The 17,184-nt window shown below is 63.1% G+C and carries 5 protein-coding genes; 2 read left to right on the forward strand and 3 right to left on the reverse strand.

Features of this window, described 5'->3' with window-relative positions; all coding sequences use genetic code 11:
• Positions 1 to 50: 50 nt before the first annotated feature.
• Positions 51 to 650 (forward strand): tRNA-uridine aminocarboxypropyltransferase, encoded by a 600-nt coding sequence (locus AC2CQI_RS27965; RefSeq protein ID WP_484578519.1) that lies wholly within the window; start codon positions 51 to 53, stop codon positions 648 to 650.
• Positions 651 to 778: 128 nt separating this feature from the next.
• Here the strand turns inward: AC2CQI_RS27965 and AC2CQI_RS27970 are convergent, their stop codons facing one another.
• The 3 genes from AC2CQI_RS27970 to AC2CQI_RS27980 all read right to left on the reverse strand — a co-directional run bounded on the left by AC2CQI_RS27970 (position 779) and on the right by AC2CQI_RS27980 (position 5,836).
• Positions 779 to 2,125, reverse strand: a complete 1,347-nt coding sequence (locus AC2CQI_RS27970; RefSeq protein ID WP_075804261.1) for an HlyD family type I secretion periplasmic adaptor subunit — start codon at positions 2,123 to 2,125, stop codon at positions 779 to 781.
• Between the two features lie 147 nt (positions 2,126 to 2,272).
• Positions 2,273 to 4,426: a type I secretion system permease/ATPase gene (locus AC2CQI_RS27975; protein WP_484578520.1), complete on the reverse strand. Its 2,154-nt coding sequence runs from the start codon at positions 4,424 to 4,426 to the stop codon at positions 2,273 to 2,275.
• A 36-nt stretch (positions 4,427 to 4,462) separates the two neighbouring features.
• Positions 4,463 to 5,836, reverse strand: a complete 1,374-nt coding sequence (locus AC2CQI_RS27980; protein WP_484578521.1) for a TolC family outer membrane protein — start codon at positions 5,834 to 5,836, stop codon at positions 4,463 to 4,465.
• 516 nt (positions 5,837 to 6,352) lie between these two features.
• On the opposite strand from AC2CQI_RS27980, the gene AC2CQI_RS27985 reads away from it, so the two are divergent.
• Positions 6,353 to 17,104 carry a retention module-containing protein gene (locus tag AC2CQI_RS27985; protein ID WP_484578522.1) on the forward strand — a complete coding sequence of 3,584 codons (10,752 nt, stop codon included), beginning with the start codon at positions 6,353 to 6,355 and terminating at the stop codon, positions 17,102 to 17,104.
• The last annotated feature ends 80 nt before the right edge of the window (positions 17,105 to 17,184 follow it).

The following is a 17,184-nucleotide window of genomic DNA, read 5'->3' on the forward strand; positions in this document are numbered from 1 at the left end:
GGTGCTTTCCGGGACTGCTGTGGCAAAATTCATCGCCCCAGGAGAACCCGATGTCCAGAATCCAGTGCGAACGCTGCCTGCGTCCACAAAGCCATTGCCTTTGCCCCTCGATCCCGTCCCTTGATAGCCGGACCCGGGTGGTGCTGTTGCAGCATCCCGATGAAGTGCGCCATGCGCTGAATACGGCGCGGCTGGCGGCGCTGGGGCTGCGCAATGCCGAGCTGCGGGTGGGGGAGGTGTTCGAGGATCTTTCCGGGTTGATCGCCACGCCGGGGTATCGGGTGGGGCTGCTGTTTCCGGGAGACGAGGCGCAGGCGTTGACGGCCTATTCCGGTTCGGCGGATGAGCGGCCGTGGCTGCTGATCGTGCCGGACGGAACCTGGCGCAAGGCGCGCAAGCTGCTGTACCTCAATCCGCTGCTGGAAGGGTTGCCGCGGGTGACCCTGGCCCAGGTGCAGCCTTCCCGCTACCGGCTGCGCAAGGCGCCGGAGGAAGGGGCGCTGTCGACGGTGGAAGCGGTGACCCAGGCGCTGAACGTGCTGGAGGGGGCGGGGCGCTTCGATGCGTTGCTGCGGCCGTTCGAGGTGTTGATCGAGGGGCAGATTGCGGCGATGGGTTTGGAGACGTTCGAGCGCAATCATCTGCGCTGATGCTGATGGCCTCATCGCTGGCAAGCCAGCTCCCACAGGTACAGCAGTGCTCTTGCAGACACCGGTGAACCTGTGGGAGCTGGCTTGCCAGCGATTGGGCCATCAGCAACACAGGAGATTCCCGGGCATTACCTCTCTCTCAAGGCCTCGGTCCGCGCCTTGAGCACCGGCTTCAGCAGATAATCCAGCACACTCTTCTCCCCGGTGATGATGTCCACCGTCGCCACCATCCCCGGGATGATCAGCAGCGGCTTGTTGTCCCCGCCCAGGTGATTCTTGTCCGTGCGCACCTGGATCATGTAGAAGGCATTGCCCTTGTCATCGGTGATGGTGTCCGCCCCGATCAGTTCCAGCTTGGCCTTCAGCCCGCCATAGATGGAGTAGTCATAGGCACTGAACTTGACCATCGCACTCTGCCCCGGATGCAGGAAGGCCACATCCTGCGGCCGTACCCGGGCCTCGATCAGCAGGTTGTCCTCCACCGGGACGATTTCCACCATGTCGCTGCCCGGCTGGACCACGCCGCCGATGGTGTTGACCTTGAGCTGCTTGATGATCCCGTGCACCGGCGACACCACCGTGGTGCGCTTGACCCGGTCGTCGATGGCGACGCTGGTGGCGGTGATCTTCGACAGATCGGTGCGTTTTTCATTGAGCTCCTTGGCCGCTTCGGAGCGGAAGCTGGCGTCGGTTTCCTCGATCTTGCTCTTGATCTCGGCGATCGCCGCCTCGGCCCGGGGGATCGCCAGGCTGGTGGCGTTCAGCGAGCCACGGGCTTCCACGGCATTGCGCCTGAGGCGAAGGATTTCCACCGGCGAGATGGCCCCGGTCTTGACCAGCGGCGTCGACATGTCCAGCTCCTGCTGGAGCAAGGCCAGCCCGGAGCGGTACTGCTCGACCTTGGAACGGAACTCGGCCAGTTCCTGGGTCTTTTGCCGCAGTTGTTCATTGAGGGTCTGTTTCTCACTGGCCAGCCGGCGCTGGCGCGACTGGTACAGGGCCATCTCGTCCTCGGCCACCTGCGGCGCCTTGCTGCGCACCTCCGCGGAAACCTGGAACGGCCTGCCTTCGGCCTCCGCCGCGAGGCGGTCGACCTGGGCGGTGAGGGCGTAGCGGTCGGCTTCGCTTTCACCCTTGTTCGACTGGAAACGGGTGTCGTCGAGGCGCAGCAGGGTATCGCCCTTGTTCACCATCTGGCCTTCGCGGACAAAGATCTCGGTGACGATGCCGCCCTCGAGGTTCTGGATCACCTGGACCTTGCTCGACGGGATGGCCTTGCCTTCGCCGACGGTCACTTCATCGAGCACGGCGAACCTGGCCCAGACCAGTGCCACCAGCAGCAATGCCGCCGCCAGCCATACGGTGAGCCGCGAGCGGCGTGGCGAGTCCTGCAGGGTGGCCCTGGACAGGTCCGGCAGGTAGTCGTGCTCGGCGGTCTTGTTGAAGCTGTGGAAGTAGCTGCGGAGCGAGGACATGGGGTGCGCCTCTTGTGTAGCAAAACATCGATCGTCGGTTCAGCGCGAACCCTGTGGGAGCTGGCTTGCCAGCGATAGCCATGGTGAATTCACTATTGCAATCGCTGGCAAGCCAGCTCCCACAGGGTTCGCGGTGTGCTTTGGTTTTTACAGGGCCTGCCCGATCCGGCCCTTGCGCAGCGCATCGATGACCGCATCCTTGGCCCCGTCCGCCACGATCTTGCCGTTGTCCAGCACCACCAGCCGGTCCACCAGGCTGAGCATCGAGGTGCGGTGGGTCACCAGCAGCAGGGTCTTGCCTTCGATCCAGCCGTGCAGGCGCTGGCGCAGTTGCTCTTCGCTGCTGTTGTCCATATGGCTGGTGGGCTCGTCGAGGACCATGATCGGCGGTTCCAGCAGCATCGCCCGGGCCAGCAGCACGGCCTGACGCTGGCCGCCGGAGAGCAACTGGCCCCGCTCGCCCAGGGGCCGGTCGAAGCCCCGCGGATGCTGCTTGGCCAGTTCGCTCACGCCGGTCAGCTCGGCGACTTCGAGCATCCGCGCATCGCTGACATAACGCGCGCCAAGGGTCAGGTTGTCGCGCAGGCTGCCGGCCAGCAGCGGCAGGTCATGGGCGACATAGCCCAGCTGCTGGCGCAGGTCGGCGATGTCCAGTTGGCGCAGGTCGAGGTTGTCGAACAGGACCTGGCCGTCATCCGGTTCGTAGAAGCCCATCACCAGCCGCGCCAGGGTGCTCTTGCCCGATCCGCTGCGGCCGATGATCCCTACGCGTTCGCCTGGCTTGACGCTGAAGCCGACGCCGTTCAGTGCCGGGTTGGCCTGGCCGGGGTAACGGAAGGTCACCCGGTTGAGCTCCAGCGCCCCTTGCAGGCGGGTGTGCTCCAGCGGCTGCTGGTCGGCGCGGCGCTCTTGCGGCAGGGCCATCAGCGCATCGGTGCTGCGCATGGTCAGTTGCGCCTGCTGGTAGCGGGTGATCAGCCCGGCGATCTGCCCCAGCGGCGCCAGGGTCCGGCTGCCGAGCATGTAGCAGGCGACCAGGGCACCGACGCTGAGGTTGCCGGCGATGATGCTGTACACCCCGGCGACGATGGTGGCCATGCCGCAGAATTGCTGGACGAACAGCGTGCCGTTGGTGGCCAGGGCGGACAGTTGGCGGGCGTGGGCATCGAGTTGGGTCAGGGCGCCGTGGGTGCTTTCCCACTGGTACTGGCGCTCGCTTTCGGCACCGCAGGCCTTGAGGGTTTCCAGGCCGCCGAGGGTTTCGATCAGCAGGGCCTGGCGTACCGAGCCGAGGGCCAGGCTTTTCTGCACGGTGTCGCGCAGGCGCACCTGGATCAGCAGGGCGAAGATGATGGTCAGGGGAAAGGCGATCAGCGGGATCAGCACCAGCCAGCCGCCGAGCAGGCCGATCACGGCAAGCATCAGGACCACGAAGGGCAGGTCGATGACGCTGGTCAGGGTCACCGCGGTGAGAAATTCGCGCAGGCCCTGGAAGTCATGGATGCTCTGGGCGAAGCCGCCGATGGTGGCCGGGCGGGCCTTCATCGACATCCCGGTGATGCGCTCGAACAGGGTCGCCGAGAGGATCAGGTCGGTCTTCTTCCCGGCCTGGTCCAGCAGGTGCGCGCGGACCACCCGCAGCACCAGTTCGAACAACGTGCCGATCAGCAGGCCGATGACCAGCACCCACAGGGTCGAGGTGGCCTGGTTGGGCACCACGCGGTCGTAGGTCTGCATCACGAACAACGGCACCATCAGGCCGAGCAGGTTGATCAGCAGGCTGGCCAGCAGGGCGTCGCTGTACAGCCAGCGGGACTGGCGCAGGGTATCGCGGAACCAGGCGTGGACCCGCGGCACCAGCGGGTCGCGCTGGTGTTCCAGTTCATGCCGGGGGCGGGCGAAGAGGGCGTGGCCGGCGTAGGACTCGGCCAATTCCTGGCGGCTGACCCACTGTTCGCCGCCGTCGGCTTCGCAGGGCAGGATCAGCGCCTGGTCGTCATCCTTCCAGCGCCGCAGCACGGCGCAGCGGCCGTCCTTGAACAGCAGCAGCACCGGCAGGTTGAGGGCGGAAATCGCTTCCAGCTCGCGCCGCAGCACCCGCGCCTGCAAACCGGCACGGGCCGCTGCCCGGGGCAGCAGGTCGAGGTCCAGACGCTGCTGCGGCAGGGGCAGGCCGCTGCTCAGGCTGGCGCGGCTGGCCGTGCAACCGTGGAGCTTGCAGAGAATCAACAGCCCATCGAGTAACGGATCATCGAAACTCTGGCGCTGGTCCGCCGAGCTCGCCGGTTGCATGCTGGTCACAATGGCCTACCTCTCCGCCGAGGTGGCGGAACACGGTCAACGCATATCGGGTAACTGCACGTTGGTACGCACTTCGCTCTGGGCGATGGCTTCAGGTGGCAGGGAGATCCTTTGCCGGGTCAGCAGGTCGCCCATGTTGGCCAGCAGGCGGTAGCCGGAGAACTCTTCGATATAGCGCACTTCGACATAGCGCCGGTTGGCGTTATACAGCTCGTTCTCGCTGTCCAGCAGGTCGAGCAGGGTACGTTGGCCAAGGCCGAACTGGTCCTGGTAGGCGGCGCGCACGCGGGTGGTGGTTTCCGCGTATTGCCTGGCCGAGGGTGTCTGCTTGACCGCGTTCTGCTGCGCGTTCCAGGCCAGGGACAAGTCTTCGGTGAGCTGGCGCAGTGCGTTGTTGCGGATGTCCATGGCCTGGTTGATCTTGTACGCATCCGACTGCAAGCGTGCCTTGTCGGTGCCGCCGCGGAACAGGTTGTAGTTCATCTCCACGCCGACGCTCCAGTCGGTGTTGCTATGGCCCGGTTCGCCACCGATGTTGTTGTTGGCGCTGGTGGACACCACGGCATCGAAGCGTGGATAGAACGGCGACTTGGCCACTTCATATTGCTTCTCCGCCGCCTCGATATCGGCCTGGGCCGATTTCAGGTAGGGGTTGTCCTGCAGCATGGCGGTACGGGCATCCTGCAGATTGGCGGGCAGCGAGCCCTTGATCGACGCCGGGCTTTCCAGTTCATCCGGCATACGGCCGACCACGCTGTAGAAGTTGGCCTCGGCGTCCTGAAGATCCACTTCGGCGGTATTCAGGTTGTTTTCCGCCAGGGCGCGGCGGGCGGTGGACTGGTCGAGGTCGGCGGTGCTGCCGACGCCGCGTTCGCTGCGCAGCCCGATCTGGTCGTTGACCCGCAGGTGCGCCTGGAGGTTGTTCTTCGCCAGGCTCAGCAACTCGCGACGCTTGAGCACTTCCAGGTAGACCTCGATGGTCCGCAGCGCGACGGTCTGCGCGGTTGCCTGGGTGTAATAGGCGCGGGACGTGGCTGTGGATTGCAGGCGATCCACTTCGTTGGCGGTGTTGAAACCGTCGAACAGCATTTGCCGCAGCCGCAGCTCCGACTGGGTGTAGTTCAGTGTTTCTTTGTTGTGGTTACGCGTGCCGTCGAGGTTGAGACCCCGTGTATTGAGGTTGTCCGAGCGTTGCCGGCCATAGCCTGCGACCAGGTCGACAGTCGGGTAGTAACCACCACGGGCCATTTTCACGTCCTCATCGGCGGACAGCCGGCCACTGCTTGCCGCCTTGATTTCCGGGTGGTAATCCACGGCGCTTTGCACGGCTTCCTGCAAGGACATGGCCTGTGCATTGGCGCAGGCGACGGCCAATAAAACTGCACTGGTGAGGGGGGTCAAAACGCGCATGGGTTACTTCTCCCTGATTCCATTTTTTGGTCTTGCATCGTCAATAAACTGACGAAAAATTAGGTGCAAACCGTTTCAGGCTTGTAACAACAGAGCTAAGAACATTTGGGCGGAAAGCTAAGAAGAAATTTTCATAAGTGTTATGCGAAAAAAAACTTATGCGTTCTAAGGAAAGCAGCACATTGTTTAACCCGCAGGCCATGTAATTCGGCGCTTAGGCGCTTTTTTACTGGCGTCAGAAAAATTTCAGGTCGGTTTTCGACATAGGGCAAGAAAGAGAGTGGAGGGAGAAGGACAACGCAAATAATGGCGACAGAAATTTGGCACTAAGTAAATCGCCGGTAATCGTTGTCACCCCGCCGCGGCGATCCTCGCCAGGCAGTCGGGTTTGCATGTACAACCCGCGTTCCTGACGGTCGCAGCTACTTCGAAGCGGGCACTTTCCCCAGGTGCCCGCCCACGAAACACCACAGGCTTTCCTGCAAAAGAACGTCGGCAGTGGAGAGGAGTGGCTAGATGGCTAAGTCAATCGGTGTGGTCAGCAAGGTGATCGGTCAGGTATTTGCGGTCGAGGCTGACGGAACCCGGCGGTTGTTGGTCGAGGGAGACCGTGTGTTTGTCGGCGAGCAACTGGAAACCGGTGCCACAGGTGCAGTGGCGGTGCACCTGGCCAATGGCGGCGAGCTGACCCTGGGGCGTGACAGCAGCCTCACCCTCTCCAATGCTCTGCTGGCCCACCAGGCGCCCCATGTGCAGACGCCGGAGATCATCACCCCGAGCGAAGCGCAGCTCACCGAAGTGGAAAAACTCCAGCAAGCCATCGCCGCCGGCGCTGACCCGACCCAGGATGCCGAGGCCACGGCGGCCGGGCCCACGAACGGTGCGCCAGGCGCCTTGGGTGGTGGACACAGCTTCGTGCTGCTGACCGAGGTGGGCGGGCATGTCGATCCGGTGATAGGTTTTCCTACGGTCGGACTACCCTTTGCCTTTGAACTGCCTGACCAGGATATCGGACTTATCGACCACAACGAGCCGATCCCGGCGGTCAATAACCCGATCACGCTTCTCGGACTGGCGGTGGAAGGCGGCGAACTCACCGTCAACGAAGCCAACCTGCCTTTGGGTTCGGCCAGCAACCCCGGCGCGCTGACCCAGACCGGCACCTTCAGCGTGGTGGCCCCGGACGGGGTGTTCAACCTGAATGTCGGCGGCATCAATGTCCTGACCAATGGTACGGTTACCGGTGTAGGGCAGTCCTTCAGCACCGGCCTCGGAAATGTCCTGACCATCACCGGCTATGATCCGGCCAGCGGTGTGGTCAGCTACAGCTACACCCTCACCACCGCCGGCAGCGCGCTGGGCGAAAGCATCCCGGTGTCGGCCAGCGACAGCAATGGTGATGTCACCAGCGGCAGTCTGGATATCGCCATCCTCGACGACGTGCCGCGGGCAGTGGACGACAGCAACCCGTCGGTTGCAACCGAAGTATCGACGGTGCTGACCGGCAATGTGCTGCCCAACGATATCCAGGGCGCCGACCGCGTGGCCAACCCGATCATTCCCGGGACCTTCGTCGGGACCTTCGGGACCCTGGTCCTGGCTTCGGACGGCTCCTACACCTACACCCTGAATCCGTCGGATCCGGACTTCGTCAATCTTCATGGCGGCGGCAAAGGGACCGAGACCTTCACCTACACCCTGACCGATGCGGATGGCGACACCAGCACGGCCAACCTGGTGCTGGATATCAAGAACCTCAACGATCCGGTGACCCTCGGCGGCCTCGATAACGCCGGAGGTGAACTGACGGTCTTCGAGAGCAATCTCGCCGATGGCAGCAGTCCGGACGCGGCTGCCCTGACGCAGTCCGGCACCTTCACGGTGACTGCGCCGGATGGTCTGCAGACCCTGAGCGTGGGCGGTATCAACGTAATCAGCGGTGGCGTGGCGGCGACCTTCCCGCAAACCGTCACGACGGCCTTGGGTAATACGCTGACCGTCACGGGATACAACGCTAGTACGGGTGTCGTTTCCTACAGCTATACGTTGGTGGATAACGATGCTCACCCAACGGGCGTAGGTGCCAACAGCCTGACCGAGAGCTTTACGGTTACGGCCACCGATACGGATGGCAGTACCAGCAGTGGCAGCCTGGACGTGAATATCGTCGATGATGTGCCTACCGCTGTGGCTGATACCAATGCTTCGGTCGCCACTGAAGCCGCGACCGTGCTGACCGGTAATGTGCTGACCAACGACGTGCAAGGGGCTGACCGGGTTGCCGGACCGATCACTGCCGGGACCTTTGTCGGTACCTACGGCACCCTGGTGCTCGCCGCGGACGGTTCCTACACCTACACCCTGAATCCGTCGGATCCGGACTTCTTCAATCTGCACGGCGGCGGGACGGGTACCGAGACCTTTGCCTACACCCTGACCGATGCGGACGGGGACACCAGCACGGCCAACCTGGTGCTGGATATCAAGAACCTCAACGATCCGGTGACCCTCGGCGGCCTTGATAACGCCGGCGGTGAACTGACGGTCTTCGAGAAGAACCTTGCCGATGGCAGCAGTCCGGACGCGGCTGCCCTGACGCAGTCCGGCACCTTCACGGTGACCGCACCGGACGGACTGCAGGCCCTGAGTGTGGGTGGTATCAACGTGATCAGTGGCGGTGTGACGGCCACCTTCCCGCAAACCGTCACGACTGCTTTGGGCAATACGCTGACCGTCACGGGATACAACGCTAGTACGGGTGTCGTTTCCTACAGCTATACGTTGGTGGATAACGATGCTCACCCAACGGGCGCAGGCGCCAACAGCCTGACCGAGAGCTTTACGGTTACGGCCACCGATACGGATGGCAGTACCAGCAGTGGCAGCCTGGACGTGAATATCGTCGACGACGTGCCGACGGCAGTGGCCGACACCAATGCCTCGGTGGCCACTGAAGTCGCGACCGTGCTGACCGGTAATGTGCTGACCAACGATGTACAGGGGGCTGACCGGGTTGTCGGACCGATCACTGCGGGGACCTTTGTCGGTACCTACGGCACCTTGGTGCTGGCGGCGGACGGTTCCTACACCTATACGCTGAATCCGTCGGATCCGGACTTCTTCAACCTGCACGGTGGCGGGACGGGTACCGAGACCTTTGCCTACACCCTGACCGATGCGGACGGGGACACCAGCACGGCCAACCTGGTGCTGGATATCAAGAACCTGAACGATCCGGTCACGTTGACCGGGCTCGACACCGCAGGTGGGGAGCTGTCGGTCTATGAGAGAAACCTGAGCGACGGTAGTAGCCCGAATGCCTCGGCCCTGACCCAGTCCGGCACCTTCACCGTGACTGCACCGGATGGTCTGCAGGCCCTGAGCGTGGGTGGTATCAACGTAATCAGCGGTGGCGTGGCGGCTACGTTCCCGCAAACCGTCACGACGGCCTTGGGTAATACGCTGACGGTGACCGGCTACAACACCAGCACGGGTGTTGTGTCCTACAGCTATACCCTGCTGGATAACGAGTCTCACCCAACCGGCGCTGGCACCAACAGCCTGACCGAAAGCTTCACCGTCACCGCCACCGATACGGATGGCAGCACCAGCAGCGGCAGCCTGGACGTGAATATCGTCGACGATGTGCCGACGGCAGTGGCCGACACCAATGCCTCGGTGGCTACCGAGGCTGCAACCGTACTGACCGGGAATGTGCTGACCAACGATGTCCAGGGGGCCGACCGGGTTACCGGACCGATCACTGCCGGGACCTTCGTGGGTACCTACGGCACTCTGGTGCTGGCTGCGGACGGTTCCTACACCTACACCCTGAATCCGTCGGATCCGGACTTCTTCAATCTGCACGGCGGCGGGACGGGTACCGAGACCTTTGCCTACACCCTGACCGATGCGGACGGGGACACCAGCACGGCCAACCTGGTGCTGGATATCAAGAACCTGAACGATCCGGTCACGTTGACCGGGCTCGACATCGCAGGTGGGGAGCTGTCGGTCTATGAGAGAGACCTGAGCGACGGTAGTAGCCCGAATGCCTCGGCCCTGACCCAGTCCGGCACCTTCACCGTGACTGCACCGGATGGTCTGCAGGCCCTGAGCGTGGGTGGTATCAACGTAATCAGCGGTGGCGTGGCGGCTACGTTCCCGCAAACCATCACGACGGCCTTGGGTAATACGCTGACGGTGACCGGCTACAACGCCAGCACGGGTGTTGTGTCCTACAGCTATACCCTGCTGGATAACGAGTCTCACCCAACCGGCGCTGGCACCAACAGCCTGACCGAAAGCTTCACCGTCACCGCCACCGATACGGATGGCAGCACCAGCAGCGGCAGCCTGGACGTGAACATCGTTGACGATGTGCCGACGGCGGTCGCTGATACCAATGCTTCTGTGGCGACGGAAGCGGCAACGGTGCTGACCGGCAACGTCCTGACCAACGACACCCAGGGCGCCGACCGCGTCACCGGACCGATCACCGCCGGGACCTTCGTCGGAACCTACGGCACCCTGGTCCTGGCTGCGGATGGCTCCTACACCTACACCCTGAATCCTGCCGACCCGGACTTCTACAACCTGCACGGCGGCGGTACGGGTACCGAGACCTTCACCTACACCTTGTCCGATGCGGATGGTGACACCAGTACGGCCAACCTGGTGCTGAACATCAAGAACCTCAACGACCCGATCACCCTCAATGGCCTCGATACTGCCGGCGGTGAGCTGTCGGTCTACGAGAAGAACCTCAGCGACGGTAGCAACCCGAACGCAGCAGCCCTGACCCAGTCCGGTACCTTCACCGTGACGGCACCGGACGGCCTGCAGACCCTGAGTGTGGGCGGTATCAACGTGATCAGCGGTGGCGTGGCGGCGACATTCCCGCAAAGCACCACGACATTGCTGGGCAATACCCTGACGGTCACTGGCTACAACGCCAGCACCGGTGTCGTCTCCTACAGCTACACCCTGCTGGACAACGAAGCCCATCCAAGCGGCGGCGGCATCAACAACCTGACCGAGAGCTTTAGCGTTATCGCCACCGATACGGACGGCAGCAGCACCAGCGGCAGCCTGGACGTGAATATCGTCGATGATGTTCCGACAGCCGTAGCGGACACCAATGCGTCCGTGGCGACGGAGGCGGCGACGGTGCTGACCGGGAATGTCCTGACCAACGACACCCAAGGCGCCGACCGCATCACCGGACCGATCACCGCAAGCACCTTCACCGGAACCTACGGCACCCTGGTCCTGGCGGCTGACGGCTCCTACACCTACACCCTGAACCCAGCAGACCCGGACTTCTACAACCTGCACGGGGGAGGTACAGGCACCGAGACCTTCACGTACACCCTGAAGGACGCCGACGGCGACACCAGCACCGCCAACCTGGTGCTGAATATCAAGAACCTCAACGACCCGGTCACCCTCAACGGCCTCGATGCGAGCGGCGGTGAACTGTCGGTTTATGAAAAAAATCTGAGTGACGGCAGCAGCCCGAACGCAGGTGCCCTGACCCAGTCCGGCACTTTCACCGTGACAGCGCCGGACGGTCTGCAAACCCTGAGTGTGGGCGGTATCAACGTGATCAGCGGCGGTACTGCCGCCACCTTCCCGCAAACTGTCACGACCCCGTTGGGCAATACACTGACAGTCACTGGCTACAACCCGGCCACTGGCGTGGTTTCCTATAGCTACACCCTGCTGGACAACGAAGCTCATCCAACGGGCGGCGGGATCAACAGCCTGACCGAAAGCTTCACGGTCACCGCAACGGACACAGACGGCAGCACCAACAGCGGCAGCCTGGACGTCAACATCGTCGATGATGTGCCTACCGCCGTGGCCGATACCAACCCAGGTGTGGCGACAGAAGCAGCGACGGTCCTCACTGGCAACGTGCTGACCAACGACACCCAGGGCGCCGACCGCATCACCGGACCGATCACCGCAAGCACCTTCACCGGAACCTACGGCACCCTGGTCCTGGCCGCAGACGGTTCCTACACCTACACCCTGAACCCAGCAGACCCGGACTTCTACAACCTGCACGGCGGCGGCACAGGCACCGAGACCTTCACCTACACCCTGAAGGACGCCGACGGCGACACCAGCACCGCCAACCTGGTGCTGAACATCAAGAACCTCAACGACCCCGTCACCCTCAACGGCCTGAATGTCGCGGGCGGCGAACTGTCGGTCTACGAAAAAAACCTCAGCGATGGCAGCAGCCCGAATGCTTCGGCGCTGACCCAGTCCGGTACCTTCACCGTGACCGCACCGGACGGCCTGCAAACCCTGAGCGTGGGTGGTATCAACGTGATCAGTGGTGGCACCGCAGCCACCTTCCCGCAAACCGTTACCACCCCGTTGGGCAATACGCTGACGGTGACCGGCTACAACGCCAGTACCGGTGTCGTGTCCTACAGCTACACCTTGCTGGATAACGAGAGCCACCCAACTGGCGGCGGCATCAACAGCCTGACCGAAAGCTTCACGGTCACCGCAACGGACACCGACGGCAGCATCAGCAGTGGCAGCCTGGACGTGAATATCGTCGACGACGTGCCGACGGCAGTGGCCGACACCAATGCCTCGGTGGCCACTGAAGTCGCGACCGTGCTGACCGGTAATGTGCTGACCAACGATGTACAGGGGGCTGACCGGGTTGTCGGACCGATCACTGCGGGGACCTTTGTCGGTACCTACGGCACCTTGGTGCTGGCGGCGGACGGTTCCTACACCTATACGCTGAATCCGTCGGATCCGGACTTCTTCAACCTGCACGGTGGCGGGACGGGCACCGAGACCTTTGCCTACACCCTGACCGATGCGGACGGAGACACCAGCACGGCCAACCTGGTGCTGGATATCAAGAACCTCAATGATCCGGTCACGTTGACCGGGCTCGACACCGCAGGTGGGGAGCTGTCGGTCTATGAGAGAAACCTGAGCGACGGTAGTAGCCCGAATGCCTCGGCCCTGACCCAGTCCGGCACCTTCACCGTGACTGCACCGGATGGTCTGCAGGCCCTGAGCGTGGGTGGTATCAACGTAATCAGCGGTGGCGTGGCGGCGACCTTCCCGCAAACCGTCACGACGGCCTTGGGTAATACGCTGACCGTCACGGGATACAACGCTAGTACGGGTGTCGTTTCCTACAGCTATACGTTGGTGGATAACGATGCTCACCCAACGGGCGCAGGTGCCAACAGCCTGACCGAGAGCTTTACGGTTACGGCCACCGATACGGATGGCAGTACCAGCAGTGGCAGCCTGGACGTGAATATCGTCGACGACGTGCCTACGGCGGTTGCTGATACCAATGCTTCTGTGGCGACGGAAGCGGCAACAGTATTGACCGGGAATGTGCTGACCAACGACACCCAAGGCGCCGACCGCATCACCGGACCGATCACCGCAAGCACCTTCACCGGAACCTACGGCACCCTGGTCCTGGCGGCTGACGGCTCCTACACCTACACCCTGAACCCAGCAGACCCGGATTTCTACAACCTGCACGGGGGAGGTACAGGCACCGAGACCTTCACGTACACCCTGAAGGACGCCGACGGCGACACCAGCACTGCCAACCTGGTGCTGAACATCAAGAACCTCAACGACCCGGTCACCCTCAACGGCCTGAATGTCGCGGGCGGCGAGCTGTCGGTCTACGAGAAAAACCTCAGCGACGGCAGCAGCCCGAATGCCTCGGCCCTGACCCAGTCCGGCACCTTCACCGTGACCGCACCGGACGGCCTGCAAACCCTGAGCGTGGGTGGTATCAACGTGATCAGTGGTGGCACCGCAGCCACCTTCCCGCAAACCGTTACCACCCCGTTGGGCAATACACTGACGGTCACCGGCTATAACGCGAGCACGGGTGTCGTGTCCTACAGCTACACCTTGCTGGACAACGAAACCCATCCAACGGGCGGCGGCATCAACAGCCTGACCGAAAGCTTCACGGTCACCGCAACGGACACCGACGGCAGCACCAACAGTGGCAGCCTGGACGTGAATATCGTCGACGACGTGCCGACGGCGCGGCCGGACTCGAACTCGGTGGTCGAGGGCGGCACCGTCAGCGGCAACGTGCTGATCAACGACACCAAGGGCGCCGACGATCCGGGCAGCAACGTGGTGGTGGGGGTACGCGCCGGCTCCAATACTTCCACCTCGTCCATCGGCTCGCTGAACACCAATGTCGCCGGCACCTACGGCACCCTGACCCTGGATGCCGCCGGCAATGCGGTGTATCACGCCAACCCCAACTCGGTGGCGCCGGCCGGGGCCCAGGATGTGTTCACCTACACCATCCGCGATGCCGATGGCGATGAAAGCACCACGACCCTGACGATCAACGTGCAGGATTGCGGCCTGGTCGCCGGCAAGGATCAGGACATCACGGTGTACGAAAAGGCCTTGGACCTGACGAAAGACGGTCAGGACCTCGCCGCAGGGACGGTGATCGGCAGCGATCCGACCAATAGCGGAGAAACCGGCAGTGGGAGCCTGGTGGGTTCCGTGTCAGGTGGTTCCGGCGCCATTACTTACAGCCTGGTGAGCAGTTCGACCGGGTCCTATGGTCAGATACAACTGCTGGCCAACGGTTCCTACACCTACACCCTGACCTCGGCACCCAAGACGTCCGGCGGTGCCAACGATGGCGCCAACGTGATGAGCGAGTCGTTCACCTACAAGGCGACCGATGCGCTCGGCAATTTCACCACCAGCACCCTCCAGATCAATATCGTCGATGACGTGCCCCAGGCCGTGGGCGCGACCCGGTCGGTCACTCCGGGGCAACTGGACTCCAACCTGCTGCTGGTGATCGACGTGTCCGGCAGCATGAACGACGCTTCCGGGGTGCCGGGGCTGACCCGTATCCAGCTGGCCAAGCAGGCGATCGCGCAGTTGCTGGACAAGTACGACGACCTCGGCGATGTGAAGGTGCAGATCGTCACCTTCTCCAGCGGCGCGTCCCAGCCGTCTTCGGTGTGGGTCTCGGTGGCGGATGCCAAGACCATCGTCAATGGCCTCAGCGCGGGCGGCAACACCTACTATGACTCGGCCACCACCCTGGCCCAGTCAGCCTTCGCCACGGCAGGCAAGATCACAGGTGCGCAGAACATCACCTACTTCTTCTCGGACGGTGAGCCTACGTCCGGCCATGCCATTTCCGGCACCCGGGAAACCACCTGGACCAACTTCCTCGATACCAACGGGATCAAATCCTACGCCATCGGCCTGGGCAGCGGCGTCAACACCAGCAACCTCAACCCGCTGGCCTACGACGGCAGCACCCATACCGACACCAACTCCACCGTGGTCACCGACCTCAACCAGCTCAACTCGGTGCTCTCCGACACCGTGCAGGGCGCGCCGGTCACCGGCAGCCTGATGACGGGGGGCTATTTCGGTGCCGACGGCGGTTTCATCAAGTCCCTGGTGATTGATGGCACCACCTACACCTACGATCCGAAGGGCAATTCCAACCAGGGCTCCTATGTAGCCACGGGGGGGACCGATCGCGGCATGTTCGATACCCTGAGCAACAGCATCACGGTGAAAACGCTGCTCGGCGGTTCGATCGTGGTCGACATGGACACTGGGGAATTCACCTACACGCCGCCGAAGGACAATGGCAGCAGCCAGGTTGAGAACATCGGCTTCGTGGTCAGTGACAACGATGGCGACCTGAGCAACGCCACCCTGGTCGTCAATGTCTACACCAACGCCGCACCTGTGGCCGGTGCGGACCATGTGATCACCAATATCCTCTCCGGCACTATCACGGTCCCTTCCGAGGCGCTGGTGGCCAATGACACCGATGCCAACAACGACCGGCTGAGTGCCACGCCGATTACCTTCAATACCGGCTGGACGGCCCGCGGAGCGGACTTCACCGTGGGCAACACAACGCCAACGGTAGTGTTCAACGGCGTCGGCAACAGCACGGCGAACCAGCTCAAGGACATCGCCCGCAGCGCCTTCACCGGAGCGGCCAACAGCATGACGGCGGCGGTGCTGGTCACTGGCTACCTGGGCGCGGTGACCAACGCCAATGCCAACGACGAAGACACCATCACCGTGACCCTGAAGCAGGGCGAATCCCTCAACCTGAACCATGACCGGCCTGCCGGCAACGTGCTGATGGAGTGGAAGGACGCGACCGGCAGCTACCAGACCATCGCCGATGGCGGCACCTTCGTCGCCAGCCACGACGGGGTCTACAGCATCCATGTGGTCAACCTCACCAACAGCGGTGGCGGGAGCAGCGCCAATAACGCGGAAAACTACCAGCTGACCATGACCATCGATTACTCCGGCGCCGCCAACAACACGCCGCAGTACAACGGCAGCTACACGGTCAGCGACGGCCATAGCGGCACGGCGACCGGGTCGGTGGATATCAACTACCAGGACAGCTCGATCCTGACCGGGACGGTGAATGCCGACGTCCTGCTCGGTGGCAATGGCAACGACACCCTCAATGGCGGTGACGGCAATGATGTGCTGATTGGTGGGGGTGGCAACAACTCGTTGTATGGCGGCAACGGCATTGACCTGCTGATCGGTGGCCCGGGCAACGACCTGCTGGATGGCGGCGCCGGCATCGATACCGCCAGCTATGCCAGCGCCACGGCCGGGGTCACGGTCAACCTGTCCCTCGCCGGGCAGCAGAACACCGTCGGTGCCGGGCTGGATACCCTGGTGTCGATCGAGAACCTGATCGGCTCGGACTACAACGACACCCTCACCGGTGATAGCAATGCCAACGTGTTGAACGGCGGGTTGGGCAACGATGTGCTCAATGGTGGGGGCGGGGATGATGTGCTGATAGGCGGGCGCGGGGATGACATCCTGACCGGTGGCCCGGGAGCCGATACCTTCCTGTGGCAGCTTGGCGATACCGGGCATGACGTGGTGACCGACTTCACCCCGGGCACCGACCGGCTGGACCTGTCGCAACTGTTGCAGGGCGAGAATGCTACCAGTGCGTCGCTGGATGACTACCTGCACTTCAAGGTAACCGGCAGCGGGGCCAGCGTGGTCTCGACCATCGAGGTCAGTTCGGTAGCCGGGGCGGCGCCGAGCCAGACCATCGACCTGGCGGGGGTGGACCTGGCCCAGCACTACGGGGTGACGGCAGGGTCGGGCGGGGTGATAGCGGCGGGGGCGGATACGGCGACCATCATCAACGGGATGCTCAATGATCATTCGTTGAAGGTGGATACCGTGTAAGGCTTCAGGGCCCTATCGCTGGCAAGCCAGCTCCCACAGGGTTCGCGGCGCTGCCGAACCCTGTGGGAGCTGGCTTGCCA

This window comes from Pseudomonas sp. P2S-1 (assembly GCF_057197725.1).